This window comes from Pseudomonas sp. GW821-FHT09D08 (assembly GCF_059416305.1).
The window spans coordinates 49,704-69,594 of the sequence record NZ_JBWKOX010000007.1; the positions used below are offsets into that span (position 1 = coordinate 49,704).

The window sequence follows — 19,891 nt, forward strand, 5'->3', positions numbered from 1 at the left end:
TTGATGAAACCCCATGCAGCGGCTTACAGCCAACGCTTGTTGAAGGGCCAGGCGCCGACCTACGAGCGCCTGCAAGCGCGTCTGGCCGAAGATGGCAGCCCGCTGGCCGCCGAGCCGATCGCCGTGCATTGCGGCTGGGGCCGGTTGTTGATCGGCCATACCTTCCCGGACCCGGCCAGCCTGGCCCAGGAACTGCTCAACGAACAGCCTGGCGAGCGCGATATCGCGCTGTATGTGGCTGCGCCCCAGCAGATCCTCGGGATTGATCCGCAGCAGTTGTTCCTCGACCCATCCGACACCCTGCGCCTGTGGTTCAGCGACTATCGCCCGTCCACCCGCGTGTTTCGCGGTTTCCGCATTCGCCGGGTGCAGAGCGAGGCCGATTGGCTGGCGGTCAACCAGTTGTATCAAGGCCGCGGGATGTTGCCGGTCGACGCCGAACGCCTGACACCGCGCCACGAAGGCGGCCCGGTGTATTGGCTGGCCGAGGACGAAGACAGTGGCGCGGTGATCGGCAGCGTGATGGGCCTCAATCACCAGAAAGCTTTCCACGACCCGGAAAACGGCTGCAGCCTGTGGTGCCTGGCGGTCGACCCGCTGTGCACACGCCCCGGCGTGGGCGAAGTGTTGGTGCGCCACCTGGTGGAGCACTTTATGAGCCGTGGCCTGAGCTATCTGGACCTGTCGGTGCTGCACGATAACCGCCAGGCCAAGAACCTCTACGCCAAGCTCGGCTTCCGTGCCCTGACCACCTTTGCGATCAAGCGCAAGAACGGTATCAACCAACCGCTGTTCCTCGGCCCCGGCCCCCAGGCGGGGTTCAACCCGTATGCGCGGATCATTGTCGAAGAGGCCCATCGACGCGGCATCGATGTGCAGGTGGATGACGCCGATGCCGGTTTGTTCACCCTCAGCCATGGTGGCCGCCGCGTGCGCTGCCGCGAGTCGCTGAGCGACCTGACCAGCGCGATCAGCATGACCCTGTGCCAGGACAAGAGCCTCACCCACAAGGTGTTGAAAGCGGCGGGCTTGAAACTGCCTGCGCAACAACTGGCAGGCAGCGCCGATGACAACCTGGAGTTCCTCGACGAACACCAGCGCGTCGTGGTCAAGCCCCTGGATGGCGAGCAAGGCCAGGGCGTGGCGGTGGATCTGCAGAGTATTGAAGAGGTGCAGCAGGCAATCGAAGCCGCGCGCCAATTCGACAGCCGCGTGTTGCTGGAGAGCTTCCACCAAGGCCTGGACCTGCGCATTTTGGTGATCGGCTTCGAGGTGGTCGCCGCTGCGATTCGCCGCCCTGCCGAAGTGACCGGTGACGGCCAGCATTCCATTGGTGCGCTGATCGAGGCCCAGAGCCGACGCCGGCAGGCGGCCACCGACGGCGAAAGCAAAATCCCCGTGGATGCAGAAACCGAACGCACCCTGCACGCCGCCGGCTACGACTACAGCAGCATCCTGCCCCGTGGCCAGACCCTGGCCGTGCGCCGCACCGCCAACCTGCACACCGGCGGCTGCCTGGAGGACGTCACCGCGATCCTCCATCCGACCCTGGTGGACGCCGCCGTGCGCGCCGCCCGCGCCCTGGATATCCCCATGGTGGGCCTGGACCTGATGGTGGCTGCGGCCGATCAACCCGAGTACGTCTTTATCGAAGCCAACGAACGGGCCGGCCTGGCCAACCATGAACCGCAGCCGACGGCGGAGAAGTTTGTGGACCTGCTATTCCCCCACAGTGGATAGCCTCAAGTTACAAGCTGCAAGCCTAGCGCAATGCCGAAAAGCCTCAGATACCGCTTTTAACTTGAAGCTTGCAGCTCAAAGCTTGCAACTAAAGGAAACCTTTATGACCCGAACCATCCCCGAACCGGATCTCAACTACCTGCAAAAAGTCCTGCTGGAAATGCTCGCCATTCCCAGCCCCACCGGGTTTACCGACACCATCGTGCGCTACGTCGCCGAGCGCCTGGAAGAGCTGGGCATCCCGTTTGAAATGACCCGGCGCGGCACGATTCGCGCCACCCTCAAGGGCCAGAAAAACAGCCCCGACCGTGCGGTGTCCGCGCACCTGGACACCATCGGCGCCGCCGTACGCGCGATCAAGGACAACGGCCGCCTGACCCTCGCGCCCGTCGGCTGCTGGTCGAGCCGCTTTGCCGAGGGCAGCCGCGTCAGCCTGTTTACCGACAACGGTGTGATCCGTGGCAGCGTGTTGCCGTTGATGGCCTCCGGGCACGCGTTCAACACCGCCGTGGATGAAATGCCGGTGAGCTGGGACCATGTGGAATTGCGCCTGGATGCCTACTGCGCCACCCGCGCCGATTGCGATTCCCTGGGGATCGGCATCGGTGACTACGTGGCGTTCGACCCCTTGCCCGAGTTCACCGAGAGCGGGCATATCAGTGCCCGCCACCTGGACGATAAAGCTGGCGTCGCCGCGCTGTTGGCTGCGCTCAAGGCCATCGTCGACAGCGGCGAACCGTTGTTGATCGACTGCCACCCGCTGTTCACCATCACCGAGGAAACCGGCAGCGGCGCCGCGGCGGCTTTGCCCTGGGATGTGAGTGAGTTTGTCGGTATCGATATCGCCCCGGTCGCCCCCGGCCAGCACTCCAGCGAGCACGCGGTCAGTGTGGCCATGCAGGATTCCGGCGGGCCGTATGACTATCACCTCTCCCGCCACCTGCTGCGCCTGGCCTCGGATAACGACTTGCCCGTGCGCCGCGACCTGTTCCGCTATTACTTCAGCGATGCCCACTCGGCGGTGACGGCCGGCCACGACATCCGCACCGCGCTGCTGGCGTTCGGTTGCGATGCGACCCATGGTTATGAGCGCACCCATATCGACAGCCTGGCGGCGCTGAGCCGGCTGTTGGGCGCGTATATCCTCAGCCCGCCGGTGTTCGCCAGTGACGCACAACCGGCCCAGGGCTCACTGGACCGGTTCAGCCATCAGATCGAGCACGAAACGCAGATGGAGAGCGACACGCGCGTGCCATCGGTGGACAGCCTGGTCGGCCAGAAGTCCTGACGCTGGCAACTGCGGTCCCGGCGCAGTAGGATCGCCGGGATCCATCATCTGAGGCTTGTATGCTGATTCCCTACGACGCACTTGAAGTCGACACCCTGACCCGCCTTATCGAAGACTTCGTGACCCGTGACGGCACCGACAATGGTGACGACACGCCCCTGGAAACCCGCGTGCTGCGGGTGCGCCAGGCGCTGACCAAGGGCCAGGCGCTGATTGTGTTCGACCCGGACAGCGAGCAATGCCAGTTGATGCTCAAGCACGATGTGCCCAAGCATCTGTTCGACTGACTCAGGGGTGGGTGGTGGGCTGGGATTGGGAGATTTGACGCTTGAGGATCTTTTGGTAGACCTCGGCGCGATGGACATGCACCCCGACGGGCGCAACAACACCAAATTTCACCTGATTACCGTTCAGCTCAAGAATGCGCACGGTGATGTCATCACCGATGGCGATGATTTCGCCTACGGCGCGGCTTAAGACCAGCATGGCGGTTGTCCTTATTGAATGACAGGACCCCGACCATGCGCGCTGGGTGTGGGCGCAGCAATGCCTCGCGGCAAAATCAGGCAACACCTACATATGCAGGTAAATTGCCTGACAGACTACTGCCTGATCAGCCCTTAACAGCCTGTGCCTTGGCGCGCATCTTGTCGGCCATGGTGGTCATTTCGTCATAGAGCAACTGCGGGTTCTTCTGCTTCAAGGCCCACGCCATCCGCCCCTGCTCATGGGGCAGGATCATGAATTCGCCCTGCGCCACACGCTGGTAGATGTAGTCGGCAATGTCCGCCGCCGAGATCGGCGAACTCTCCAACAACTTGCCGACCTGCGCCTTCATCGCCGGTGTGGGCCCACGGAACGAGTCCAACAGGTTGGTCTGGAAGAACGACGGGCACACCACGTGCACGCCGACTTCCTGCTGCTTGAGCTCCACCAGCAAACTCTCCGACAGCGCCACCACACCGGCCTTGGCCACGTTGTAGTTGCTCATGGCCGGCCCCTGCATCAAAGCCGCCATCGAGGCGATGTTGATGATGCGGCCCTTGCTCTTTTCCAGCAGCGGCAGGAACGCCTTGCAGCCCTTGACCACGCCCATCAGGTTGATTGCGATCTGCCAGTCCCAGTCCTCCAGGGACAGTTCGGCAAAGAAACCGCCCGAGGCCACGCCGGCATTGTTGACGATCACATCGATGCCGCCCAGCTTCACTTCGCAGGCCTGGGCAAACGCCGTGAGCTGGCTGTAGTCGCGCACGTCGCAGCGCTGGATAAAGCCATCGCCACCGGCTTCACGCACGCGCTTCAGGGTGTCCTGCAAGCCTGGCTCGCTGACGTCCGACAAGGCCAACTGCCAACCCTCGCGGGCCCAGCGCAGAGCGATTTCACGACCCAGGCCGGACCCGGCGCCAGTGATCATCATGCGATTTTGCATAGGAAGTAGCCTTGTGGTTCACAGAAGAAGTGATCGGCAGTGTAGCGAAGGTTTTTCCTGCACCCACGCACCATCAGAGTGATGAATGCCCCAGGCAAACCGTGGGCCGGGTCGGATACCTGCCGTCCGCCTAAGTTCAATGTTTTTCAACTAATAAGTGCTGGATGAGCGCGAATTAAAAGAAATAAGCGACTGACCGAAATGCTTTAAAAAAACATGGAATTTTCTGCGAAGCACCAGAGTCGGAGTAGTTAAGGCGTCTGTAATTAACTCTGCAGGCCTATCGTTAAACAACCGGTCTTTGCAGAAAGACAATAAGGAAAAAAACCATGAGCCTCATTCTGATCATTATCTTGATCCTCCTGCTGGTCGGCGGCCTGCCGGTATTCCCGCATTCGCGTAATTGGGGTTATGGCCCGTCGGGTATCCTCGGTGTGGTGCTGGTGGTGCTGCTGGTCCTGTTGTTACTGGGCCGGATATAACCGCCCCGCGGTAATAACGAAGCAAAAAAAAGAGGCCTTGAAAAAGGCCTCTTTTTTATTGCCGGTTAATTAGTCCGGCTTACCGTTTACAACGCCTGCGGTGTTATCCAGCAAACTCTTGGTCGCGGTTTGCAGGAACGCTTCGAGTTTCTGCTTGAGTGCAGCCTCGTCCGGCGATTCGGCAATCACTTTACCGCTCGGGTTGGCGCCCAGTTCGTATTGCCACAGCTTCGGTGGCATTTCCTTGGGCAGTACCAGAATGCGGTCTGCGGTGACCAGGGCCACGGTCTGGTCGCTGCCCGATGGCTTGATCACGCCAAAGCCCTTGTCGCCTTCCGGCAGGTTCAGCAGGTCGCGGCCCCAGCATTGGTGCAGGGTGTCACCACCCAGGCGGCCCATGATGGTCGGCACGATGTCGATCTGGGTGCCCACGGTGTGGTCACGCTCGCCGAACTTCTCCTGCACGCCCGGTGCAATCATCAGCATCGGTACGTTGAAGCGACCCAGGTCCATCTCGGTGATCTGCTGTTCGTTGCCGAAGCCATGGTCGCCCACGATCACGAACAGGGTTTCCTTGAAGTACGGCTCCTTGCGGGCCTTTTCAAAGAACTGTCCCAGGGCCCAGTCGGAGTAACGCATGGCCGTCAAATGCTCGTTGAGGCTGCCACGGTCGGTGACTTTCTCCACCGGCAATGGCGTCGGCAACGCGTACGGCGTGTGGTTGGACAGGGTTTGCAGGAGTGCGTAGAACGGCTTGCCGCCTTCACGGGCCTTCAACTCTTCCAGGCCACGGTTGAACATGTCCTGGTCGGACACGCCCCATGTCGGGTCGGAGAACACCGGGTCGACGAAGTCGTTGCGGCCGATGAAGTTGGTCATGCCCTGGTTGCTGAAGAAGCCCGACTGGTTGTCCCAGGCGAAGTCGCCGTTATAGACATACACGTCGTTGAAATCACGGGCGCTGAGCAACTGCGGCAGGCCCGACAGCTTGTGGCTGCCTTCCGGGGTCTGCATCAGGTATTCAAAGCCTGGCAGGTTCGGGAAGCAGGCCATGGTGGCGAACATACCCTGGTGGGTATGGGTGCCGTTGGAGAAGAAACGGTCGAACAGCAGGCCTTCCTTGGACAGTTTGTCGAAGGATGGCGTGATGTTGCCGGGACGCCCCAAGGCGCCGACCGAGTGACCGGCGAAGCTTTCCATCAGGATCACGACCACGTTCTTGATCGGCAGGGTCTTCTCGGCCGGTGGCGTGTAGTCGCGGCGCACGGCGGCGATGTCGGTATCGACCAGTTTTTCCTGTGGCAGCACCAGCATGTCCCGCACGGTCTGGGTGGCCAGCGGCTGGTCCAGGGTCGCCTTCCAGATGTTGGAGCGGTCCTCACCGAACCGGGCCTTGGCCGCCGCGATCAGCGACAAGGTGCCATTGAGGCCCAACTGGTTGGCGAAGTTCGAATCGGTGGTGTACACATCGCCCCAACGCAGCGGCGGGCCCTGGCGCAGGGTGCCACGGGCGGCAACCACGGCGATCAGCAGGCACACGACGAACACCGCGATGCGGCTATACCACGGCGCCACCTGGCGCGTGCCGATGCTGCCACCACTGAACGGGCCACGTGGGCGCGTCGCGCGGTCGGCGCCTTTGAACGCGATGCTCAGGATCAGCGTGCCCACGGCCCAGGCCAGCAGGTAGCGCACCACCGGGAAACCGTACCAGAGCATGCTCATCACGGTTTTCGGGTCTTCCTTCACATACTGGAAGACCAGGCCGTTGAGGCGCTGGTGGAACTCGCGGTAGAAGTCCATCTCCATCAAGCCCAGGAACAGGGCGATGCTGGACGCAAGGGTCAGCCAGAAGCGAAATAACCCACGCGCAGCCATGGCCCGTACGCTGAACAGTGCCAGCAGCAGCGGGATCAGCAGGTAGACCACCAGGCGGATGTCAAAACGCAGGCCGTTGGCGAACGCTTCAAGGAAGGTCGAGGCCGGCGTGTCGAGGATCATCTCGCGGTTGTAGACCAGCAGCGCCAGGCGCAGCAGGGAGAACATCACCATCATGACCAGTGCGCAGAGCAGCGTGTACGCCAGATGGGATTTGACGGTCGGTTGCAGCAGGCGATTAGAAGCTCGCTGCTGACTCAGGGCGTCCGGGTTTGCCATGTCGTTTCAGGACCCATTGGAAGTTTAAGTGACGAAGTAATGCAGTGGCGCGAATGGTGCCCGATCAACGGCATCAAGGCTATTAATTACTGAACGAGCACCGCTGCGCCGCCTTTAAAAGCACCTGAGGCAGGGCCTTGGCGGGGAGATAGAGCCGGCGGATTGTCTTGGATAAGATGTGAAAATTGTGTGCAGCGAATATTTCGATACACAAATCTCTGGAGCGCGCTGAAGACCAATGTGGGAGGGGCTTGCTCCCTCCCACATTTACTGTGCCCACTCCAAATTGAGTGCGGGGGGGGGTCAGATCCGCACGTTGCCGCGCGGCCCGGCGATAGCCCAGATGATCAGGCCCAGTACCGGCAGCAGCAGGATCAACAGGATCCACAACACCTTGGCCCCGGTGCTTGCGCCGCTTTTGAACACATTGATGATCGCCCAGATATCCAGCGCCAGGATAATCAGCCCGATCAGACCGTTGAAAGTGGAACCCATGGTGTCGCTCCTAAGTGAGGGCATGCCCTTGTAGGATAGCCAGCCCTGGCCGGGGTTCCGTTTTATTTCAGACGTGCACGGCGACCTTCAGCGCTTCCAGGGATGGCTCGGCCTGGATGCCGACTTCGGCACACAACGCCAGCACGCGCGGCAGGTCATTGCCGAACACCAGCACCGCCTGGATCTCGTCGTCCAGCAACTGGCTGAAGTTGAGCAGCACATAACCGCCGTCTTCCGGACTCAGGGCGCTCATCTGGATCTGGATACGGTTCAGGGCGGTGAGGCCGTCAGTCTTGGCCAATTGCTTGGGCTTGAGGTTGAACGCCACACCCGGGCCGAACGAGGCAACGATCTGCGCAAACAGGTCGCCATAGGTGTCGGCCTGGAACAGCACGGTATCCGGCAGGCTGCCGACCACCACCCACTCCCCCAGCGGGATCGGAAAGCTGTCGTCGTAGTTGATATCCGGGTTGGCGGCCAAGAAGGCCGCCGGGTCGGCATAGGCCTGGGCGGCCTCTTCGGCGATACGCGCCACCTCCTCCTCGCCCATGACCCCGGCGCTGATTTTGCTGATAAGTTCGACGAGGGCGGTTTTCATGGGGTGATCCTGTAGCGGGCTGGTTTTTGAGGGCGCACAGCCTACACCAGTTTCTCCAGCTGCGCCGCCGTGTCCTTCGCCCCCATGGTCTGCGCCGCCGCCAGCGCAGTCGCGCCCTGGGCATCGGTGGCCTTGGGGTTGGCGCCTCGGCTGAGCAGGTAGTCGAGCATCTCGACGCGGTTGAACATGGCGGCCATCATCAGCGCGGTACGCCCGTCGGACGAGGCGGCCTCAATTGGCGTCCCCCCTTCAATCAGCGCCTTGACCACCGGCAAGTGACCCTTGAACGCCGCGCCGGCGATGGGCAGCTGGTTCTTGTCATTGGCGATCAGCGGGTCAGCCTTGAACTCCAGCAGCACTTTTACCGCTTCGGCATGGCCGTGGTAGGCAGACAGCATCAGCAAGGTATCGCCGTTGTGGTTGCGAAAGTTGGCCGGCAAGCCTTTGGCCAGGAGCGCGGCGAGCATGGCGGCGTCGCCTTTGCGGGCGACGTCGAAGACCTGCTCGGCAAATTCGGCGGCTTCGTCTTCAGTCATTTGTTTGGCGTGGTCTGACATGTGGGGGCTCCTTGTCTGGTGCTTTATAGGCCGCCAGTGTCGCGAGGGAGTTCCCCACTGTCATGCCCTTTTTAGCAAAAGCGGCCATAGACAGAATCAATAGCGGAACTGGCCGCCCTGAATCTGCGCCAACAGTTGCCCGGTGACCGGCACATAGCAGTCCGACCCCGGCAACCAGGCATACACCGGGTCATTGCCGGCCTTGTCCGGATCAAAGGCTTCTTCCTTGAGCTTGACCTTCTGGTACTTGAAGGTACCGGTGGTTTCCATCTTGACCTTGATCCGCAGGAAGAGCGGCACCGCATAGTGGGGCAACTGGCCGTGGGCGAATTGCAGCAGCTCGCGCATGTCCAGCGAGGCCAGGGATTCACTCGGGGTGATGGCGACCATGCCCGCGCGGCCATTGGTGTTTTCGATCTCGACGCCATAGGCCACTACTTCGGCGATCTGCGGGTGTTGCAGCAGGACGTTCTCGACCTCGGTGGTGGACACGTTTTCACCTTTCCAGCGATAGGTATCCCCCAGGCGATCCACAAATTGCGCATGGCCAAAGCCGATGCTGCGCAACAAATCGCCGGTATTGAAGTAGCGGTCACCTTTTTCAAACACGTCGGTGAGTACCACCCGGCGATTCTTTTCCGGGTCGGTGTAGCCGTCGAAGGGCGATTTTTCATCGATCCTGGCCAGTAACAGGCCCTGACCGCCCGTGGGGACTTTACGCATAAAACCGTCGCTGCCACGCAGCGGCTCGCCGTCGTCATGGGCGTAGTCCACCAGCGCCCAGTGTTGGAGGCAGAAACCGATGGTGTTGTCGAAGTTCAGTACGTTGGTAAAACCGATATTGCCGTCACTGGCCGCGTACAGCTCACAGATATGCTCCACGCCATAGCGTGCCTTGAACTGCGCCCACACGCCGGGGCGCAAGCCATTGCCGACCATCTTGGTCACGCGGTTATCAAGGTCGTGTTCGCCGGGCGGCTGGTCGAGCAGGTAACGACACAATTCACCGACATAGCCGAGGGTGGTCGCCTTGAATCTGCGCGCATCGTCCCAGAACTGGCTGGCGCTGAACTTGCGGCGAATGGCGAAGCCCGACGCCCCGACAATCGCCGAGCCCCAACACACGCAAAGGCCGGTGGCGTGGTACAGCGGCAAAGTGCAATACAGGACGTCGTCAGGGCCCATGTCCAGCGCGATGCTGCCGAAGCTGACGGCAGTTTTGGTCCAGCGGCCGTGTTTCATGATGCCGGCCTTGGGCAGGCCGGTGGTGCCGGAGGTGTAGATATAGAAGCAAGGGTCGTTGAAGAAGATCTGCGCAGTGCTGGCCGGGTTGTCCACCGGGCACTCGGCACTCGCCGCCAACAGGTCGATATACCCCTGCGGCACCAGGCTGGATGGCTGATCGGCGACGAACCAGGTTCGATCAGCCGCGATGGCCACCTGATCGCGCACCGCGTCATAGGGGGCCACCAGTTCCGCGCCGACAATAATGGCCGCCGGGCTCACCAGGGTCAGGCTGTGCACCAGCGTCGCCTGGGTTTGCGCGGTATTGAGCATCGCGCAGATGCCACCCAGCTTGGCCACGGCCAGCACGTTCAAGAGCAATTCGGGGCGGTTTTCGATAAACAGCGCCACCACGTCCCCCTTGCCGATGCCCTCGACTTGCAGGTGGTGGGCAATACGGTTGGCGCGCTGGTTGGCGTCGGTGTAGCTGAGCACACGGTCGCCGTACAGCAATGCGTTGCCGTCGGGGTTGCGCAGGGTGGCTTGCTCAAAGTGCCAGCCCAGCCCGCAAGGCTGCGCGGGGTCGGTGACATTGGCGGCACGCATGCCGCGCACTACGCGCGGCAGGGCGCGAACGATGGCCGGCACCTTACTCAGCAGCTTGCCCCAGGTGATCATGTCGTTGTGCGGGTGGCTCATGGAGAAACGTCCTTTTTCTTATTCTTCGTCTGATCCCGAAGCACCGACACCTCCGTAAGAGGAAGGCCGAATGCATTGCAGGAAAATACGTCAGCGGTTCTTCAGCTGTACACGCAGGATTTGAAAAGTTTTGTATCCCGTCGGGTGAGCGCTCAAAAAAAGGAATTTAGCTGCCCGCAGGTAGTCTTTATCCGTAGAGGGGCGCCAACCCCATGCCATCAAGTAACGCAAAATGCAGGATGCATGATGGCCATTCATGCAAATTGCACGAAAACGAAAATCCAATGAATTTTCAAGCTATTGATTTATAAGGATATTTTTTAAATCATAAGCTGGCACAATCACTGCACCTATCACTCCATGCTTGCCAACTTGAGCCAACGGAGCTGATAGACATGAGCCTGATCCAAGATAAATTCGCTTCAGTATTCTCCAACTACGACGTCACCACCCAGCCTCGTCCCGATGGCGGCATTCTGTTGACCCTGCGCAACAGTGACGGCAAGCAGGTCAAGCGTTCGATCTCTTACCAGCAGTTGCACACCGCCGATCAATTGACCTGGGTGATCAGCGCGATTCGTCGCGACCTGGCCGAACAAGCCAGTGAACTGCCGCAAATTTCGATGTTGCAAAGCCAGAACCGCTTTGCCCTGCCGACCTACCATTCGGCTTAAATACCGCAGACATAACAAGGCCGCGACGCTCTTGAGCGTCGCGGCCTTTTTTGTTTGACGATGATTCCAGCCCGGCACTTCGCTGAACTGCGCCTGGGCCCGATACAGCTGTTTATAGGCGAGTTCAACATCTGCCGATATCGCCTCGTCCTAAAGCGTCGGCACAGGGATACCGCCGTTCAAGGCGGGAATCTTTGAAAACACCTCAGCCATAAAATCCATGAACACGATAGCCCGCGTGGGGAGCAGTCTGTTGGCGACATAAACCATCTGCACGGGGACAGGAGGAGCCCCATGGTTGGTGAGAATGAACTGTAATCTCCCGCTGTTCAGCCCGCCCTCAAACAGCCACGCAGGTCCATGCGCCACACCCAGGCCCGCCACGACCGCCGCACTCACAGCGTCGGGTGAGTTGACCCTGAGCCTGCCGGTAATCGGAATCTCCGCGTCCCGGAATCGCCAGGTCGCCCCGGACGACAGTAAGGTGTAGACGATGCAATCGTGGTCGCGTAGATCCTCCGGGGTCTGCGGAACGCCGCGTTTAGCCAGGTAGTCCTTACTGGCGACGAAGACCCGGTCGTACCATCCAAGAGGCCGCGCGCGCAAGGTGCTGTCCTCCAGCTGTCCTATGCGAATGGCGAGTTCGGTGCCTTCATTGACCAGGTCTACGTATCGATCGTTGAGTTGGAGATCCAAGATCAATTGAGGGTAGCGCTCCAGAAAGGCCGGCACATGCGGCAGCACAAACGCGTGTGCGAGAGCTGTCGGACAGGCTACGCGCAAGAGTCCCGATGGATCGACGTTGTTTCTGAAGGACGATTCGGACTCATCCACCGCATCCAGGATGCGACGGATGTCCGCATAGTAGCGTTCGCCCTCCGGTGTCAACGACAGCTTGCGCGTAGACCGGTGGAGCAAGCGCGTCTGCAAATGATCCTCCAGAGCCGCTACATAGCGGCTTACATTCGGTTGCCCCAGCCCTAGATCACGCCCTGCCGCCGAAAAGCTCCCGGTTTCTACAGCACGCGCGAAGCATGTCATCAACAGAAATCGGTCCACTTCTCCACCTCAATTCATGCTCACTTTGCATGAATTATATGCGAATAAGCAGTCTTATATACCATGGGGCATGAGCGCATATTTCTCCCTGTCGACCGCGGTGGTCGTCATTCACCGGAGAATTCAAATGTCGCGCTTGCAAGGTAAACGTACGCTCATTACTGGCGGCACCAGTGGCATCGGGCTGGAAACGGCAAAGCAGTTCCTGGCCGAGGGTGCTCGCGTGATCGTAACGGGGGTCAACCCCGATTCGATTGCAAAGGCCCAGGCCGAATTGGGCCCGGAAGTGCCGGTGCTGCGCGCCGACTCGGCCAGCGTTGCGGCACAAAAGGAACTGGCACACGTCATCAAGGAACACTACGGCCAACTCGACGTTGCCTTCCTCAATGCCGGCGTATCCGTCTGGCAGCCCATTGAGGAATGGACGGAAGATATGTTCGACCGCTCTTTCGACATCAACGTCAAAGGGCCGTACTTCCTGATGCAGGCGCTGTTGCCGGTCTTCGCCAATCCTGCTTCGGTCGTGTTGACGACTTCCGTAAGCGCCCATGCAGGCGCAGATCGCTCGTCCGTGTATGCCGCAACGAAGGCCGCATTGCTGAACATGTCGAAGACGCTCTCGACCGAATTGCTGGGCCGTGGCATCCGTGTCAACGCAGTGAGCCCTGGCCCCGTCGAGACGCCGCTTTACGACAAGCTGGGTATTCCAGAAGCTTATCGCGCGCAGCTTAACAAAGAGATCGCGGCAACCATTCCGCTTGGGCGCTTCGGCACCTCCGACGAGGTGGCCAAGGCCGTGCTGTATCTGGCATCCGACGAGTCGCGCTGGACGCTCGGCTCCGAAATCGTCCTTGACGGCGGCCGCCTGCTGAATGGCTAAGCGCGCAGCTCAAGAATTGCGCGAATGCCACATCGTCCGGGCTGAGTTAATCAGGCGCTGAACGCCCGCCCCCAGCACTTAGCGACGAACCAGTCCAATCCAGACTGCGCACACAGCGGTACGTAGGCACGGTTTCGTTATGGCTGGACGATGACGCTTCAAACCGATGGCTTCGATGGCCGAAAGCCCCTCACCAAGGCTCGCTGGGGTCAGCATAAACCTTGGCGTGCCGCCTCATTCATCGCCTGCACTCGGTTGGTCACGCCAAATTTGCCGTAGATATTGCGTAGGTGGAATTTCACCGTGGCTTCGGACGTGGCGCGAATCTGGCTGATCTCCCAGACGGTCTTGCCTTCGGAGGCCCAACGCAGGATTTCCAGTTCCGTAGGGGTCAGCGGTTTTCCGGACAAACTCAAACGCCTCCTGGCGGCGTTGGGCACCGAATGTGGCGCTGGAGACAATTCCCTTGGGCCTATCATTGGTTTCACTCCTTTTTGCTGGCTATCGCCCTATCACCTTCGGATTCCTCCTATTGACAGGTGATATAAACGTTGATGCCGCAAAGAGTTACATAACCAATGGCACTAAGGCGCAGGCCCTGCGATAAACAGCCGGGCCTTACAAGAATAAGAGTTTATTCCCACAACAACTTCCAACATGCGGGGGTTGAAGTTTTCGATACGTCGTAATCAGTCATCCAGCCCGGGAAAACGTCGGGCGATATCGTCGCCCGTCAACTCCGGCACCGGGTTTTGCGCCTGATTGAAGAGCCGCAGCGTTATACAGTGGGGGTTCTCCCCCATATCAAACCAATGCGGCATACCGGCGGGCACCACCAGCAGGTCGTTTTTCTCACAACGCACGGCATACACGTAGTCGCCCACATGCAGGTTGAACAAGCCCTGGCCGGCGATGAAAAAACGCACTTCGTCTTCGCTGTAGCGGCGTTCATCCAGGAACCGGGCACGCCATTCGGCTTTCTGTGGGTGGTCGCTGGTGACACTGAGCACCGCCACCGCACCGTAGCCGAGGGCATCGATCTGCGGCTGATAGGCGGCAATCATGTCAGCGTCGCTGGCGCCCCTCTCGATCAGGGCAGGCTGCCAGCGCTCGAACCGCACACCGTGCTCGGCCAGGGTAGCGGCGATGTCGTCGACATGGGTCAGGACCTTGCTCGGGGTATCCGGTGAAGCGACGGGGTAGACGGCGACATAACTCATTGAAGGGTTCCTTGGTTCTGCTCTTGCAATCGAAAACCGATGATAGCGGCGGCGGCCAGGGCGGCGACGCTGGCAATACTAAAGGTGAAGGTCGGCCCCAGCAGGTTCCAGCTGTAGCCGGAATACAGCGCACCCAGCGCACCGCCGGTGCCGGCCAGGGCGGCGTACAGCGCCTGGCCCTGGCCTTGTTGCTTATCGCCAAAACTGCGCTGCACAAAGGCAATCGCCGCCGCGTGAAAACTGCCGAACGTGGCAGCGTGCATGACCTGCGCCAGCAACAGTACCCACAGCAGTTCGGCAAACGAGCCCAGCAGCAGCCAGCGCAGGGCCGCCAGCAGGAAACTGGCCAGCAGCACCCGGCGTACCGAAAAACGCGTGAGGATGCGGCTCATGCCCAGGAACATCAGCACTTCCGCCACCACCCCCAGGGCCCACAGCATGCCGATCATGCCACGGCTGTAGCCGAGGTGTTCCAGGTGCAGGGTCAGGAAGGTGTAATACGGGCCATGGCTCATTTGCATCAGCGCCACGCAGGCGTAAAACGCCAGTACGCCGGGGCTGCGCAGCTGTTTGAGGAAACCATCAGCGGCCAGGCGATTGCCGTGGCTGGCGGGCTGCGCATTCGGTACCCACAGGCTGGCACCGATGATGCCGGCCATGATCACCACGACCACCACCGGGTAGATGTCCAGGCTCAGCCAGTCGAACAGGCGGCCCATGATCACCACGGTGAGGATAAAACCGATGGAGCCCCACAGGCGCACCTGACTATAGCGCGCGGTCTGTTTTTGCAGGTGGGCCAGGGTGATCACTTCAAACTGCGGCAGCACCGCGTGCCAGAAGAACGCATGCAGGGCCATCACCAGGGCCAGCCAGGCGTAGGTGTGGCTGACGAAGATCAGGGAAAAACTCAGCAGGGTGCACACCGCGCCGAAGCGCACGATGGCCAGGCGTCGGCCGCTGTAGTCGCCCAGCCAGCCCCACAGGTTGGGCGCCACGCAGCGCATCAGCATGGGGATGGCCACCAGCTCGCCGATGCGCGCGCTGGAGAACCCCAGATGGTCGAAGTACAGCGCCAGGAACGGCGCCGTCGCCCCGAGCAGGGCGAAGTAGAACAGGTAGAAGCTGGAGAGACGCCAGTATGGAAGGGCTGTCACCGCCGCGCCGTCACAGCTGGCCCAGCACCGGGGTACTCACGCGCACATCGGCGTTTTGCCCGCGATTGCGCAGCAGGTGGTCCATCAACACGATGGCCATCATCGCTTCGGCAATCGGCGTGGCCCGGATGCCCACGCACGGGTCGTGACGGCCCTTGGTGATCACGTCCACCGGGTTGCCGTGCACATCGATCGAACGGCCCGGGGTGGTGATGCTCGAGGTGGCCTTGAGTGCCAGGTGCGCAACAATCGGCTGGCCGGAGGAAATACCGCCGAGGATGCCGCCCGCGTTGTTGCTGAGGAAACCTTCCGGCGTCAGTTCATCGCGGTGCTCGGTGCCACGCTGGGACACGCAGGCGAAACCAGCGCCAATCTCCACGCCTTTCACCGCATTGATGCTCATCAGCGCATGGGCCAGCTCGGCGTCGAGGCGGTCGAAAATCGGCTCGCCCAGGCCCGGCTTGACGCCTTCGGCGACCACGGTGATCTTGGCGCCGACCGAATCCTGGTCGCGGCGCAGCTGGTCCATGTAGGCTTCCAGTTCCGGCACTTTGTCCGGGTCAGGGCAGAAAAAGGCGTTGTCTTCCACGCTGTCCCAGGTCTTGAACGGGATTTCAATCGGGCCCAACTGGCTCATGTAGCCACGGATGACGATGCCCTGGGTCGCCAGGTATTTCTTGGCGATGGCGCCGGCTGCCACCCGCATCGCGGTTTCGCGCGCCGAGCTGCGGCCGCCGCCACGGTAGTCGCGTTCGCCGTATTTATGGTGGTAGGTGTAGTCGGCGTGGGCCGGGCGGAACAGATCCTTGATCGCCGAGTAGTCCTTGGACTTCTGGTCGGTGTTGCGAATCAGCAGGCCGATGGCGCACCCAGTGGTGCGGCCTTCGAACACCCCGGAGAGGATCTCGACTTCGTCGGGTTCCTGGCGCTGGGTGGTGTGGCGGCTGGTGCCGGGCTTGCGACGGTCGAGGTCACGCTGCAGGTCTTCCAGGGACAGCTCGAGGCCGGGCGGGCAGCCGTCGACAATGGCGACCAACGCCGGGCCATGGCTTTCGCCCGCGGTGGTGACAGTGAACAGCTTGCCGAAGGTATTGCCGGACATGCAGGGCGCTCCGTGAAATCAGTTGAATCAAGTCAACCGTAATAACTTAAGGCGGCCAGTATACGCAGGCTAACCGACTAGTTCATCCTCGAAACCTTACCGGTAGACCTTGGTCCAACCGGCACCTTCCTCATGATGGCGCGATGATGCTGCGAGTTCTTCTGTTTACCCTGACCCTGTTTACCGCCGTGGCCCACGCCGCCTCCCCTGTCGTACTGCAACGCCCGATCAGCCTGGACACCGGCAGCGGCGAACTGTTTGGCTCGCTGCTGCTGCCGCAGTCCGACAAACCGGTGCCGGTGGTGTTGATCATCGCCGGCTCCGGCCCCACCGACCGCAACGGCAACAGCGCCGACGGCGCACGCAATGACAGCCTCAAGCGCCTGGCCTGGGTGCTGGCCCGGCATAACATCGCCAGCGTGCGCTACGACAAGCGCGGTGTGGCCGCCAGCCTCGCCGCCACGCCCGACGAACGCAACCTGACCCTCGATGCCTACGTGGCCGACGCGGTGGCCTGGGGTAAATTGCTCAAGGCCGACACACGCATGGGCCCGCTGATTGTGCTGGGCCACAGCGAAGGCGCGCTGGTTGCCGCCCTCGCCGCCCCCCAACTCGACCCGGCTGGAGTCATTTCCCTGTCCGGCAGCGCCCGCCCGGTCGACCAGGTGATCCGCCAGCAACTGGCCGATCACCTGCCCCCTGCCCTGCTGCTGCGCAGCAATGAAATCCTTGATCACCTCAAGGCCGGTCAGGTGGACGCCGATGTGCCTGGCCCGTTGCAGGGCATTTTCCGACCCAGCGTACAGCCATATCTGATCAGCCTGTTTCGCGCCGACCCTTCGGCGGCCTTTGCGAAACTGCGCATGCCGGCGTTGATCATCCAGGGCACCAACGATATTCAGGTCGGTGTCGGCGACGCCCAGCAACTCAAAAGGGCCAAGCCCGATGCCGAACTGACGGTGATCGAAGGCATGAACCACGTGATGCGCATCGTGCCCAACGACGTAAAGCAACAATTGGCCTCCTACAATGACCCGCAATTACCCCTCGCCGCCGAGCTGGGCAACCGTTTGGTGCGCTTTATCGACGGACTTCAACCCCGTTAACCGACAATTTGCCTCCAGTCCTGCAAAAAGCGGCCGATAAGCCCAGAGTCGACAGCAAAAAGACTGTCGACTGGCAGGGCTTGGACAGGATCGCACCGCATGACAACCACTGAAGCAACACCGGAACCGACCGCCGACACCCCGGCTGAAAAAACCGAGGCCATCGACACGGCGGCTCCCCTGCCGTGGGCGGATGTTCAGGCCGAGCATTTCAAGATGCTGCGCCTGGCCCCGCTGGCCACCGACCGCGCCACCGGCCTGCGGCCGCTGCGGTTCGTACAGTTCGGTTATGCCGAGCGCCATGACAAACACCACAGCCTGTTGCGCATGGTGATCCAATTGCCGGGGCAGCGGGTGCGCCGTGAGCAGAACCATCTGGATATCTGGGTGGATCACGATAAACACCGCGTGCACTTCGGCCCGGGCAACAGTCTGGAAATCGAACCGGCCAACCGCGGCATCGGTCGCTTCCTGGTGGCCCAGGGCGCCGCGTGGGCGAAGAAGAAATGGTCGCACTACCGCGTCGACGGCGTGGACTTGGCCAACAAGGACGCACTCAACGAAGCCACACGCCTGCGCCGCGATCACTTCCTGCGCGTCCAGGGTTTCGATGTGGCCTACGCCGATGTGCAGCACCTCAAAGGCAACGTGCAGCCGGGCAAGGTCAGCGACGTACTGGACAGTTGGAACACCGAGAAGGTGCAGTTCGTGGAGATCCTTGAAGCCGCGCAGATGCTGCAACAGGCCGAGCACAACCTGCTGGAGCAGGAAGTGAAGCTGCGCAAGGAAGAAGAAAAGGTCACCAAGTTCAAGCGTGAGGACAGCGGGTTGCGGTTTACCATCACCTGCCTGGTGGCATTCACCGTGTTTCAGGCGGGGCTGTTGATCTGGATTGCCACGCACCGCTAGCCGGCTGGAAAGCCATCGAAAGGTGGGAGGGGGCAAGCCCCTCCCACATCTTCTACTGCAAGGTTGGTTAAACCCGAGCGGCGAAGATTGCCTGGTGTTCCCGGCACTGTTCAGCCGTGAGCATGAAGACCCCATGCCCACCCCGCTGGAAATCCAGCCAGGCGAAGTCCACTTCCGGGTACAGCGCGTCAACATGCACCTGGCTGTTGCCCACCTCGACAATCAGCAAACCCTTCTCGGTCAGGTGGTCCGCCGCCTCGGCCAGCATGCGCCGCACCAGGTTCAAGCCATCGTCGCCGCAGGCCAGGCCCAGCTCCGGCTCGTGCTGGTATTCGTCCGGCATGTCGGCAAAGTCTTCGGCATCCACATACGGCGGGTTCGACACGATCAGGTCAAAGCGCTGGCCAGGCAGGCCGTCGAAACCGTCGCCCTGCACGGTGTACACACGCTCGTCGACACCATGGCGCTCGATATTCTGGTTGGCCACTTCCAGGGCTTCGAAGGACAGGTCGCCGAGTACCACTTCGGCGTCCTGGAACTCGTAGGCGCAGGCAATGCCGATGCAACCGGAGCCGGTGCACAGGTCGAGGATGCGCGCCGGCGGTTGGGCCAGCCAAGGCTCGAAGCGGTTTTCGATCAACTCGCCGATGGGCGAACGCGGGATCAGCACGCGCTCGTCAACGATAAACGACATGCCGCAGAACCACGCCTCTTTCAACAGGTAGGCCGTGGGCACCCGCTCATGGATACGGCGATGCAACAAACGCTGTACGTGAGAGATTTCCTCTTCTTCCAAGTTGCAATCGAGGTAGCTGTCGGCAATTTCCCATGGCAGGTGCAAGGCGCCGAGCACCAACTGCCGGGCTTCGTCCCAGGCATTGTCGGTGCCATGGCCAAAAAACAGGTCTTCCCCATGGAAACGGCTGACGGCCCAACGGATGTGGTCGCGCAAGGTGCGCAGGCGGGATGTGATCACGGGGGGCAGACTCCTGGAAAAAACGACTGGCGATTCTAACAGTCTTCGCCTGTACCGACGATGTACGAAAAGCTGTTGCCGTACGTCGGATTTCATCCAAATCGCCATCATTCGGTTAAACATCGCCGCCACTTGACAT

21 protein-coding genes are annotated in these 19,891 nt (G+C 61.1%); 8 read left to right on the forward strand and 13 right to left on the reverse strand.

What is annotated here, in order from left to right:
* Window positions 1–3 precede the first annotated feature (3 nt).
* From ngg to AC07OP_RS14565, 3 genes are all read left to right on the forward strand, one after another.
* The gene (gene ngg, locus AC07OP_RS14555) at window positions 4–1,740 is read left to right on the forward strand and encodes an N-acetylglutaminylglutamine synthetase (RefSeq protein ID WP_330215021.1); all 1,737 of its coding nucleotides are present in this window, start codon (window positions 4–6) and stop codon (window positions 1,738–1,740) included.
* 103 nt (window positions 1,741–1,843) lie between these two features.
* Complete coding sequence (locus AC07OP_RS14560; protein WP_065926627.1) at window positions 1,844–3,028, forward strand: osmoprotectant NAGGN system M42 family peptidase; 1,185 nt, start codon at window positions 1,844–1,846, stop codon at window positions 3,026–3,028.
* 59 nt (window positions 3,029–3,087) lie between these two features.
* Window positions 3,088–3,315, forward strand: coding sequence for a YheU family protein (locus AC07OP_RS14565; protein ID WP_003236706.1), 228 nt, complete (start codon window positions 3,088–3,090; stop codon window positions 3,313–3,315).
* Between the two features lies 1 nt (window position 3,316).
* On the opposite strand, the gene csrA is transcribed toward AC07OP_RS14565, so the two are convergent.
* Window positions 3,317–3,514 carry a carbon storage regulator CsrA gene (gene csrA / locus AC07OP_RS14570; RefSeq protein WP_495102796.1) on the reverse strand — a complete coding sequence of 66 codons (198 nt, stop codon included), beginning with the start codon at window positions 3,512–3,514 and terminating at the stop codon, window positions 3,317–3,319.
* Between the two features lie 127 nt (window positions 3,515–3,641).
* Window positions 3,642–4,457 (reverse strand): SDR family oxidoreductase, encoded by an 816-nt coding sequence (locus AC07OP_RS14575; protein ID WP_065940493.1) that lies wholly within the window; start codon window positions 4,455–4,457, stop codon window positions 3,642–3,644.
* A 329-nt stretch (window positions 4,458–4,786) separates the two neighbouring features.
* On the opposite strand from AC07OP_RS14575, the gene AC07OP_RS14580 reads away from it, so the two are divergent.
* Entirely contained in the window at window positions 4,787–4,939 is a 153-nt protein-coding gene (locus AC07OP_RS14580) for a DUF3309 family protein (protein WP_015885095.1), read from the forward strand.
* 69 nt (window positions 4,940–5,008) lie between these two features.
* On the opposite strand, the gene AC07OP_RS14585 is transcribed toward AC07OP_RS14580, so the two are convergent.
* The 5 genes from AC07OP_RS14585 to AC07OP_RS14605 all read right to left on the reverse strand — a co-directional run bounded on the left by AC07OP_RS14585 (window position 5,009) and on the right by AC07OP_RS14605 (window position 10,669).
* Window positions 5,009–7,096 carry an LTA synthase family protein gene (locus AC07OP_RS14585; RefSeq protein WP_098478982.1) on the reverse strand — a complete coding sequence of 696 codons (2,088 nt, stop codon included), beginning with the start codon at window positions 7,094–7,096 and terminating at the stop codon, window positions 5,009–5,011.
* Window positions 7,097–7,399: 303 nt separating this feature from the next.
* The gene (locus tag AC07OP_RS14590) at window positions 7,400–7,591 is read right to left on the reverse strand and encodes a PLDc N-terminal domain-containing protein (protein WP_003172956.1); all 192 of its coding nucleotides are present in this window, start codon (window positions 7,589–7,591) and stop codon (window positions 7,400–7,402) included.
* A gap of 67 nt (window positions 7,592–7,658) precedes the next feature.
* Window positions 7,659–8,189, reverse strand: a complete 531-nt coding sequence (locus tag AC07OP_RS14595; RefSeq protein ID WP_495102797.1) for a hypothetical protein — start codon at window positions 8,187–8,189, stop codon at window positions 7,659–7,661.
* A 41-nt stretch (window positions 8,190–8,230) separates the two neighbouring features.
* Window positions 8,231–8,746 (reverse strand): ankyrin repeat domain-containing protein, encoded by a 516-nt coding sequence (locus AC07OP_RS14600; protein WP_495102798.1) that lies wholly within the window; start codon window positions 8,744–8,746, stop codon window positions 8,231–8,233.
* A 96-nt stretch (window positions 8,747–8,842) separates the two neighbouring features.
* Complete coding sequence (locus AC07OP_RS14605; protein WP_495102799.1) at window positions 8,843–10,669, reverse strand: long-chain-acyl-CoA synthetase; 1,827 nt, start codon at window positions 10,667–10,669, stop codon at window positions 8,843–8,845.
* Between the two features lie 395 nt (window positions 10,670–11,064).
* Here AC07OP_RS14605 and AC07OP_RS14610 point away from each other — a divergent pair, with 395 nt between their 5' ends.
* Window positions 11,065–11,343, forward strand: a complete 279-nt coding sequence (locus AC07OP_RS14610; protein WP_027603943.1) for a DUF3509 domain-containing protein — start codon at window positions 11,065–11,067, stop codon at window positions 11,341–11,343.
* A 150-nt stretch (window positions 11,344–11,493) separates the two neighbouring features.
* On the opposite strand, the gene AC07OP_RS14615 is transcribed toward AC07OP_RS14610, so the two are convergent.
* A complete protein-coding gene (locus AC07OP_RS14615) occupies window positions 11,494–12,402 on the reverse strand; it encodes a LysR family transcriptional regulator (RefSeq protein WP_495102800.1) in 909 nt (302 codons plus the stop codon).
* A 127-nt stretch (window positions 12,403–12,529) separates the two neighbouring features.
* Here AC07OP_RS14615 and AC07OP_RS14620 point away from each other — a divergent pair, with 127 nt between their 5' ends.
* The gene (locus AC07OP_RS14620; protein WP_115486807.1) at window positions 12,530–13,282 is read left to right on the forward strand and encodes an SDR family oxidoreductase; all 753 of its coding nucleotides are present in this window, start codon (window positions 12,530–12,532) and stop codon (window positions 13,280–13,282) included.
* Window positions 13,283–13,491: 209 nt separating this feature from the next.
* Here the strand turns inward: AC07OP_RS14620 and AC07OP_RS14625 are convergent, their stop codons facing one another.
* From AC07OP_RS14625 to aroC, 4 genes are all read right to left on the reverse strand, one after another.
* Window positions 13,492–13,761: a response regulator transcription factor gene (locus AC07OP_RS14625; RefSeq protein ID WP_092486366.1), complete on the reverse strand. Its 270-nt coding sequence runs from the start codon at window positions 13,759–13,761 to the stop codon at window positions 13,492–13,494.
* A gap of 210 nt (window positions 13,762–13,971) precedes the next feature.
* Window positions 13,972–14,502: a 1,2-dihydroxy-3-keto-5-methylthiopentene dioxygenase gene (locus AC07OP_RS14630; RefSeq protein ID WP_495102801.1), complete on the reverse strand. Its 531-nt coding sequence runs from the start codon at window positions 14,500–14,502 to the stop codon at window positions 13,972–13,974.
* Entirely contained in the window at window positions 14,499–15,659 is a 1,161-nt protein-coding gene (locus AC07OP_RS14635) for an MFS transporter (protein WP_074847386.1), read from the reverse strand. The genes AC07OP_RS14630 and AC07OP_RS14635 overlap by 4 nt, the downstream gene beginning before the upstream one ends.
* 10 nt (window positions 15,660–15,669) lie before the next feature.
* Window positions 15,670–16,761: a chorismate synthase gene (aroC, locus tag AC07OP_RS14640; protein ID WP_027603936.1), complete on the reverse strand. Its 1,092-nt coding sequence runs from the start codon at window positions 16,759–16,761 to the stop codon at window positions 15,670–15,672.
* 143 nt (window positions 16,762–16,904) lie between these two features.
* Here aroC and AC07OP_RS14645 point away from each other — a divergent pair, with 143 nt between their 5' ends.
* Both AC07OP_RS14645 and AC07OP_RS14650 read left to right on the forward strand, forming a co-directional pair.
* Complete coding sequence (locus AC07OP_RS14645; RefSeq protein ID WP_115486803.1) at window positions 16,905–17,867, forward strand: alpha/beta hydrolase; 963 nt, start codon at window positions 16,905–16,907, stop codon at window positions 17,865–17,867.
* 99 nt (window positions 17,868–17,966) lie between these two features.
* Window positions 17,967–18,776: a hypothetical protein gene (locus tag AC07OP_RS14650; protein ID WP_065940505.1), complete on the forward strand. Its 810-nt coding sequence runs from the start codon at window positions 17,967–17,969 to the stop codon at window positions 18,774–18,776.
* 67 nt (window positions 18,777–18,843) lie between these two features.
* On the opposite strand, the gene prmB is transcribed toward AC07OP_RS14650, so the two are convergent.
* Window positions 18,844–19,752, reverse strand: coding sequence for a 50S ribosomal protein L3 N(5)-glutamine methyltransferase (prmB, locus tag AC07OP_RS14655; RefSeq protein ID WP_065926617.1), 909 nt, complete (start codon window positions 19,750–19,752; stop codon window positions 18,844–18,846).
* Between the last annotated feature and the right edge of the window lie 139 nt (window positions 19,753–19,891).

Coding starts and splice junctions, on each gene's coding strand:
- ngg (WP_330215021.1), top strand. CDS start 4: ATGAAACCCCATGCAGCGGCTTACAGCCAACGCTTGTTGAAGGGCCAG.
- AC07OP_RS14560 (WP_065926627.1), top strand. CDS start 1,844: ATGACCCGAACCATCCCCGAACCGGATCTCAACTACCTGCAAAAAGTC.
- AC07OP_RS14565 (WP_003236706.1), top strand. CDS start 3,088: ATGCTGATTCCCTACGACGCACTTGAAGTCGACACCCTGACCCGCCTT.
- csrA (WP_495102796.1), bottom strand. CDS start 3,514: ATGCTGGTCTTAAGCCGCGCCGTAGGCGAAATCATCGCCATCGGTGAT.
- AC07OP_RS14575 (WP_065940493.1), bottom strand. CDS start 4,457: ATGCAAAATCGCATGATGATCACTGGCGCCGGGTCCGGCCTGGGTCGT.
- AC07OP_RS14580 (WP_015885095.1), top strand. CDS start 4,787: ATGAGCCTCATTCTGATCATTATCTTGATCCTCCTGCTGGTCGGCGGC.
- AC07OP_RS14585 (WP_098478982.1), bottom strand. CDS start 7,096: ATGGCAAACCCGGACGCCCTGAGTCAGCAGCGAGCTTCTAATCGCCTG.
- AC07OP_RS14590 (WP_003172956.1), bottom strand. CDS start 7,591: ATGGGTTCCACTTTCAACGGTCTGATCGGGCTGATTATCCTGGCGCTG.
- AC07OP_RS14595 (WP_495102797.1), bottom strand. CDS start 8,189: ATGAAAACCGCCCTCGTCGAACTTATCAGCAAAATCAGCGCCGGGGTC.
- AC07OP_RS14600 (WP_495102798.1), bottom strand. CDS start 8,746: ATGTCAGACCACGCCAAACAAATGACTGAAGACGAAGCCGCCGAATTT.
- AC07OP_RS14605 (WP_495102799.1), bottom strand. CDS start 10,669: ATGAGCCACCCGCACAACGACATGATCACCTGGGGCAAGCTGCTGAGT.
- AC07OP_RS14610 (WP_027603943.1), top strand. CDS start 11,065: ATGAGCCTGATCCAAGATAAATTCGCTTCAGTATTCTCCAACTACGAC.
- AC07OP_RS14620 (WP_115486807.1), top strand. CDS start 12,530: ATGTCGCGCTTGCAAGGTAAACGTACGCTCATTACTGGCGGCACCAGT.
- AC07OP_RS14625 (WP_092486366.1), bottom strand. CDS start 13,761: ATGATAGGCCCAAGGGAATTGTCTCCAGCGCCACATTCGGTGCCCAAC.
- AC07OP_RS14630 (WP_495102801.1), bottom strand. CDS start 14,502: ATGAGTTATGTCGCCGTCTACCCCGTCGCTTCACCGGATACCCCGAGC.
- aroC (WP_027603936.1), bottom strand. CDS start 16,761: ATGTCCGGCAATACCTTCGGCAAGCTGTTCACTGTCACCACCGCGGGC.
- AC07OP_RS14645 (WP_115486803.1), top strand. CDS start 16,905: ATGATGCTGCGAGTTCTTCTGTTTACCCTGACCCTGTTTACCGCCGTG.
- AC07OP_RS14650 (WP_065940505.1), top strand. CDS start 17,967: ATGACAACCACTGAAGCAACACCGGAACCGACCGCCGACACCCCGGCT.